Origin of the sequence: Coleofasciculus sp. E1-EBD-02 (assembly GCF_040218245.1) — a bacterium.
Lineage (GTDB): Bacteria > Cyanobacteriota > Cyanobacteriia > Cyanobacteriales > Coleofasciculaceae > Coleofasciculus.
Window position 1 is genome coordinate 1 of sequence record NZ_JAVJQN010000129.1, and the last position, 6,498, is coordinate 6,498.

Below are 6,498 nucleotides of genomic sequence, written 5' to 3' on the forward strand. Positions count from 1 at the left end.
TGGTTCAACCTCTAGAGATAGTAACCCCCCAGGTCGAGAAATTTTGACTAAATTGGAACCGGGAACGGCTGCAATGGTAATGCTTCCCCCCGGTGCGGTTAGTTTCCCGGTATTAACGACATTGCCAGCCAGTAGGGTTAAATTTTTCCCTTCTGATACGGCTAAGTCCCCTGCATTAACGATACTTCCCGCCTCTGTTCCATCAAAGGCAAATTGGTTGGGGTTTCCGACTAAGTTGTTATAATCATTTGTGCCAATGGCGTTGAACCAATTACCATTGTCAAAACCAATAGCGTTGGCGGTGGTGGCGAAAAAGTCACCGGGGACGTTTAATTGAGAAGAAGGACCAAAAATAATCCCAGCCGGATTCATTATATATAAGTTAGGATTGCCGCCTGTTACCTGAATTAAGCCGTTAATCACAGAGGCGTCACCACCGACGACGCGACTGAGGATATTGTTTAAATCTGGATTGGCTAAAAAGTTGGCGACTTCTTCGGGATTTAAGCCAAACTGCTGGAAACTCTGGAAAAGATTTTTGCCATCAGCAGACAGACTCCCACCGGAGATGTCGATGCGGTTCCCATCCGGTGTGACAATTGTCCCTGTACCATCGGCTGCTGGAGTTATCGATTGCGCCAGAACTAGGATGTCAGAGGAGGTGCCAAGGTTGAAAACCCAAAGCCAAAATCCGGTAACAGCGGCGGTTAAAAGATGTACTCTGTTCATGGCTGATTCATTAACCCAGCACAGGTTGGGTTTCAAAGGGACGTTTAATAATGCTCGCTTCGTTGCCAGATCTCTATATTGGATCTAACACATCTGCCAAGCTGCGATCGCACTCACTCTTTTTCGGCTAACAATCCCACCCTACTGACATGACACAAAACTAGATTGGGTTCTCTGGACGCAAGGATGGTGCCCCTCCGAGGTCTTCCAGTTGGGTGTTACACCACTCACTACAGTCTGACATGGGGCAATTCACTTGGCTAGGCAACCTAACTCACAATACACATTTATGGCATGATCACCGACTTTAATCAGATTTAACCCGCTCGTCAAGTCTAATGGAAAAAGATTAACAATTCTCAAATTAGTCAAGCGGTGATGTAAGTAGGTGGGGACAATTAAAGTTAACGGTGGGGATCGTCCTTCGTCCTTTGTCATTCGTCCTTTGTAAGGGTTTGAGGGTTATTTACATAAATTAATAGGGTTGAGTTTATTTCCAGCAACCTACTTAACTTTATATTTAGTAATGAATAGCAATCGTTAATTGAGATCGTTCTGAAAACAATTGATAAACTCAAGGAGCTTTCAAAAGCGGATTTGGTATCAGTCCTCCTTTTCAAGCCACACCCTGACAGTCTCACAAGTATCACCCAGCAACGGATTTGATCCGTCAGGATTCGCTATCATCCAGACATGGCTCTTTATCTGAAGAGAGTTTAACTTGGGCTATTTATGTTATATTTCTTTACAGATAGACCCTGACTGTCGCTTATATCAATGTGGTTGTGTCTATAAAAAGCCGAAACCAGCTTGATCTGCGCTCAAGCGATCGCAAACCGAAGCAATGGGATACCATCATTGCTGAAAGCGTAACGATGGAATATAAGTCCGGCAATCAGCGCTATCAAGTACTCAAAGGGATTGACTGGCAAATTCAGCGCGGCAATATTCAAATCCTCATGGGACCATCGGGTTCGGGAAAAACGACGTTCCTCTCTATTCTGGCGGGACTACTAACGCCTTCGTTGGGCAATGTCTACCTACTGGGAGAAGAGATCACCAAAATGTCCAGCGCCAAACTCGCTCGCTTTCGGCGCAATAATATTGGCTTTATTTTCCAGCATTTTAACCTGTTTCCGGCGCTAACGGCAGCCGAGAATATAGAAGTTGTGCTGAATATTAAAGGAATTCGCGGGACGAAGGCGCGATATCAGGCACAAGAGTTGCTCGAACACGTTGGATTGGAGATGCATGCCAATCAACGCCCTGCTAACTTGTCGGGGGGACAGAAGCAACGAGTCGCGATCGCACGTTCCTTAGCCGGTCATCCTCAGATTATCATGGCAGATGAACCCACGGCTGCACTCGACTCAACCAGTGGACATCGGGTGATTGAATTATTGCGGCGGTTGGCAAAGGAGGAAGGGTGTACAGTACTGATGGTGACTCATGACCCCCGTATCCTGGATGTCGCTGATCGGGTAACCTATCTCGAAGATGGGATTGTGAAGACATCTGGCATAAGTTGACGCACAATAGTCTTAAGGTGAATGGCAGGCTCCAGTCAGCCCTGAATTAAAGTTTCTAGTCAGCCCTGAACTAAAGTACTCGAAGAGAAGCCGCTTCGCGTCTACGGGCTTAAAGCTTAAACCCGTTAAAACGGGTTCAACGACTGACCGAGTAAGCTCGATTTTATTTCTTGGCGTTCAAGTTGGCGACATTTCACTTAAGGAGCGTGACATTAAATCACTCCTAGTTCATCGTTGCGCTGTCTTCGCCCTAAACGCTCACATCGCTGACTACAAACCTTAAAATAGGTTAGTCCATTTTAATGGACTTAAGCTTTTAGCCAAGAACTTGAGTTCTTGGCTGATACTAACGCTGTACCCTTTAACACACCCTAAGTAAAATTTATGCGGTATCTGATTACAAGTGCGTTGCCCTATATCAATGGGATTAAACACCTGGGAAATTTAGTCGGTTCTATGCTTCCGGCTGATGTCTATAGCCGTTTCTTGCGACAGGAAGGCGAATCGGTTCTGTTTATATGTGCCACGGATGAACATGGTACACCGGCTGAATTAGCCGCATTGGAAGCCGGATTAGATGTCGCCACTTATTGTCAAAAACAACACGAACGGCAAGCCGAAATCTATCGCGGATTTGGACTTTCTTTCGACTATTTTGGTCGCACCTCCTCCCCCGATCACCATGAGTTAACCCAGCATTTCTATCAACGCCTCGATGAAAATGGCTTCATGGAAGAACGGGAAATTCGTCAGGTTTACTCTCATGAAGATAATCGTTTCTTACCCGACCGATATATTATTGGAACTTGTCCCTATTGCGGATACGATCGCGCTAGAGGGGATCAGTGTGAGAATTGTACCTCGGTATTAGATCCCACGGATTTGATTGAGCCTCGTTCTGCTGTATCAGGCAGTACAAATCTAGAAGTTCGCACCACTAAACATTTATTCTTAAAGCTGACTACCCTTAGTGATGAAGTGCGTTCCTGGGTAGATAATCAGCAAGAGTGGACGACTCTGACTAGATCTATTGCCCTGAAATGGTTAAATGAAGGATTACAAGACCGTTGCATTACCCGCGATTTGAGCTGGGGTGTGCCTGTACCCCGTCCGGGATTTGAGGGTAAAGTATTTTATGTCTGGTTTGATGCGCCCATTGGCTATATTTCTGCTACGAAAGGGTGGGCAAGTCAACAGGCTAACGCGGATGATTGGAAGCCCTGGTGGTATGATACCCAAGATATTCGCCATGTTCAATTCATGGCAAAAGATAATTTACCCTTCCATACAATTATGTGGCCCGCGATGATTCTGGGAACGCGGGAACCTTGGACAATGGCGGATGATATTAAGGGTTTCAATTGGTTAACGTATTATGGCGGGAAATTCTCCACCAGTTCCAAACGTGGCATCTTTTCAGACCAAGCTTTAGAGATTGTACCCGCCGATTACTGGCGCTATGCCTTAATTGCTATGTCTCCAGAATCGGCTGATTCAGCTTTTACCTGGGAGTTATTTCAAATTAAGATAAACAAGGATTTGGCAGACAATCTGGGTAATTTTGTCAACCGAATACTCAAATTTGCCAATAGTCGGTTTAAAGGAGTGATTCCAGAAGGGGGAACGCCGGGAGAGGCGGAACAACGGTTGCAGGAAAGTTGTGAAAGTTTGATAGCGAAACTGAGTAATTGCCTGCAAAATCTGGAGTTTCGCAAAGCCGCCGAAACCTTATGTTCACTGTGGACAGTGGGGAATCAATATATTGACGAACGCGCACCTTGGGCGCTGTTTAAGCAAGACAAGGAAGAGGCGGGATTGGTGATTCGTACCTGTATTAATCTGATTCGGCTGTATGCGATCGCGTCGAATCCGTTTATTCCGTTTACGGCGGAGAAACTCTTTGATGCGTTGCAGTTATCAGATACAGAAAGAACGCAAAAATTAACTCAGGCGGTGGATTTTAATGCCTTGGCAGCGGGTCGTTCTTTTGATGTTCCGCCTCCTCTATTTCGCAAGTTAGAGGATACAGAAATAGCCGAATTGCGCCAACAATTTGGAGGCGAATAATTCAGGGTGTGATGTGTAATCGCACGTCTGGAATATGGGGAAGCATCCTTTGGCTTCCCCATGGAATAAAAAGCTCTCGCATCATTTGGATTCCCCCGTGCAACAAAATGCGAAGCATCCTCTGGCTTCCCCCTTTTTAAGGGGGACGGGAGGGGGATCTAAAAAGGGAAGAGGGGGATCTAATAGGGGGACTTTAACGGTAGCAGGGTTTGTTAATACAGGCGTTACCGCTGTAACAAAACACTATAAGATAAAATAAATCTCACTATTCTGAGACAATTAAACTCTAATCAAACGAACCAAGATGCAGATTAAATATACCCTTTCCGAAGACCAAATGCCCAAAGCTTGGTACAACATCCAAGCCAATTTACCCAAACCCCTACCCGGTGTTCTCAATCCCGCCACGGGTCAACCAATTACCCCCACTGACTTGGAACCGCTGTTCCCGATGGCATTAATTCAACAAGAAGTTAGCACCGAACCGGAAATCGAAATACCTGAACCTGTACAATCCATTTATCGGCAATGGCGCCCCACTCCACTTTATCGCGCCAGACGTTTAGAGAAACACCTAGATACACCTGCCAAAATTTACTATAAATACGAAGGCGTGAGTCCAGCCGGAAGTCATAAACCGAACACGGCTGTTGCTCAAGCCTACTATAACAAAGAGGCTGGAATTCAATGTTTAACCACAGAAACTGGGGCGGGACAATGGGGTTCAGCCTTAGCCTTTGCGGGGGCATTATTTGACTTAGAGGTTGTGGTTTACATGGTCAAAGTTAGCGCCCAACAAAAGCCCTATCGCCGCGCTTTAATGGAAAGTTATGGTGCCAAGGTTATCCCAAGTCCCAGTCATGAAACTCAAGCCGGACGCGCAATTCTGGCGGATAATCCCCAGAGTACAGGCAGTTTAGGGATTGCGATCGGTGAAGCGGTGGAGGTAGCGTTAGGGAATAAAACCACCAACTATGCGTTAGGGAGTGTGCTGAATCATGTTCTCTTACATCAAACCGTGATTGGCTTAGAAGCCCAAACCCAATTAGACATGGCGGGAGATTATCCCGATATTATTGTCGCTTGTACAGGTGGGGGAAGTAACTTTGCCGGAATTGCCTTTCCCTTTCTCGGTGCCAAGTTACGGGGTGAACAGAAAACGACTCGATTTGTCGCCGTAGAACCTACCGCTTGTCCAACCTTAACTAAAGGAAAATATGCCTATGATTTTGGCGATACGGCGCATCTAACTCCCTTAGTTAAAATGCACACATTAGGCAGTTCCTTTGTGCCGCCAGGAATTCATGCAGGAGGATTACGCTATCACGGAATGAGTCCTCTCATCAGTCATTTGGTGGAGTTAGGGTTAATTGAACCCCGCGCTTATCCCCAATTAAGTTGTTTTGCAGCAGGGGTAATGTTTGCCCGTACTGAGGGGATTTTACCCGCACCAGAAGCCAATCATGCGGTTAAAGGGGCAATTGACGAAGCCTTACGTTGTAAAGAGGAAGGAATTAGCCGCACGATTTTATTTAATTTATGTGGTCATGGTCATTTTGATATGCAATCCTATATTGATTATCACGCGGGACGATTGCAAGATAGCGAGTATAGTGAACAAGAAATTGCCATGGCGTTAGCGGGATTACCTGTTGTTTCTTAGGAATTACTGATGATAATGAATCGAAAGTTGACACCAATGACTGATGTGCTAAGCTGTTCGGCATTTAAACCTTAATATCAATAATGGCGAAATCCTTGTAGTGCGTTAAGCGAAGCCATGCCGCAGGCTTTGCATCTTGCTCGCTACCCATTCCCAATTTAAATGCATGACAGCTTACTAATCGATGAATCAAGGGCGCACGTCATTAAATACAGGGTACATATCATTAATAAAGGGCGCACATCATTAAACAAAGGGCGCACTGAGGTTATGCGTTTTAAGTTAAAGAAACCCCTCACCCCCAACCCCTCTCCCACTCTGGGGAGAGGGGAGCAAGAATGTAGGGGCGGGTTTAGGGACTCAATTGGATGGCTTAACGATAACTGAACAACAAAACCCGCCCTTTATTTAATGGCGCTTTTGAACCGAATCTGTCCAATAGTTCTGTCAATTTTAAACCTTAATGTAAAAAATATCAATCTATTGTAGGGGCGGGTTTAGGGACTCAAT

5 protein-coding genes are annotated in these 6,498 nt (G+C 45.6%); 3 read left to right on the forward strand and 2 right to left on the reverse strand.

All coding sequences use genetic code 11. From position 1 onward, the window contains the following. A partial coding sequence (locus tag RIC07_RS21125; protein WP_446396238.1) for a filamentous hemagglutinin N-terminal domain-containing protein occupies nt 1–729 on the reverse strand: 729 nt, incomplete at its 3' end. Between the two features lie 252 nt (nt 730–981). Further along, on the reverse strand, nt 982–1,167 hold the full coding sequence (locus tag RIC07_RS21130) for a hypothetical protein (RefSeq protein WP_446396239.1): 186 nt from the start codon (nt 1,165–1,167) through the stop codon (nt 982–984). A 377-nt stretch (nt 1,168–1,544) separates the two neighbouring features. Here RIC07_RS21130 and RIC07_RS21135 point away from each other — a divergent pair, with 377 nt between their 5' ends. The 3 genes from RIC07_RS21135 (at nt 1,545) to RIC07_RS21145 (ending at nt 5,988) form a co-directional block, all read left to right on the forward strand. Beyond that, on the forward strand, nt 1,545–2,258 hold the full coding sequence (locus RIC07_RS21135; protein WP_446396242.1) for an ABC transporter ATP-binding protein: 714 nt from the start codon (nt 1,545–1,547) through the stop codon (nt 2,256–2,258). Nucleotides 2,259–2,642: 384 nt separating this feature from the next. After that, on the forward strand, nt 2,643–4,325 hold the full coding sequence (gene metG / locus RIC07_RS21140) for a methionine--tRNA ligase (RefSeq protein WP_446396240.1): 1,683 nt from the start codon (nt 2,643–2,645) through the stop codon (nt 4,323–4,325). 304 nt (nt 4,326–4,629) lie between these two features. After that, nucleotides 4,630–5,988 (forward strand): TrpB-like pyridoxal phosphate-dependent enzyme, encoded by a 1,359-nt coding sequence (locus RIC07_RS21145; RefSeq protein WP_446396241.1) that lies wholly within the window; start codon nt 4,630–4,632, stop codon nt 5,986–5,988. Nucleotides 5,989–6,498 lie beyond the last annotated feature (510 nt).

Bases quoted from the DNA above. Each gene is read 5' to 3' on its own strand.
- RIC07_RS21130 (WP_446396239.1), bottom strand. From the start codon at position 1,167: ATGACAAAGGACGAAGGACGATCCCCACCGTTAACTTTAATTGTCCCC.
- metG (WP_446396240.1), top strand. From the start codon at position 2,643: ATGCGGTATCTGATTACAAGTGCGTTGCCCTATATCAATGGGATTAAA.
- RIC07_RS21145 (WP_446396241.1), top strand. From the start codon at position 4,630: ATGCAGATTAAATATACCCTTTCCGAAGACCAAATGCCCAAAGCTTGG.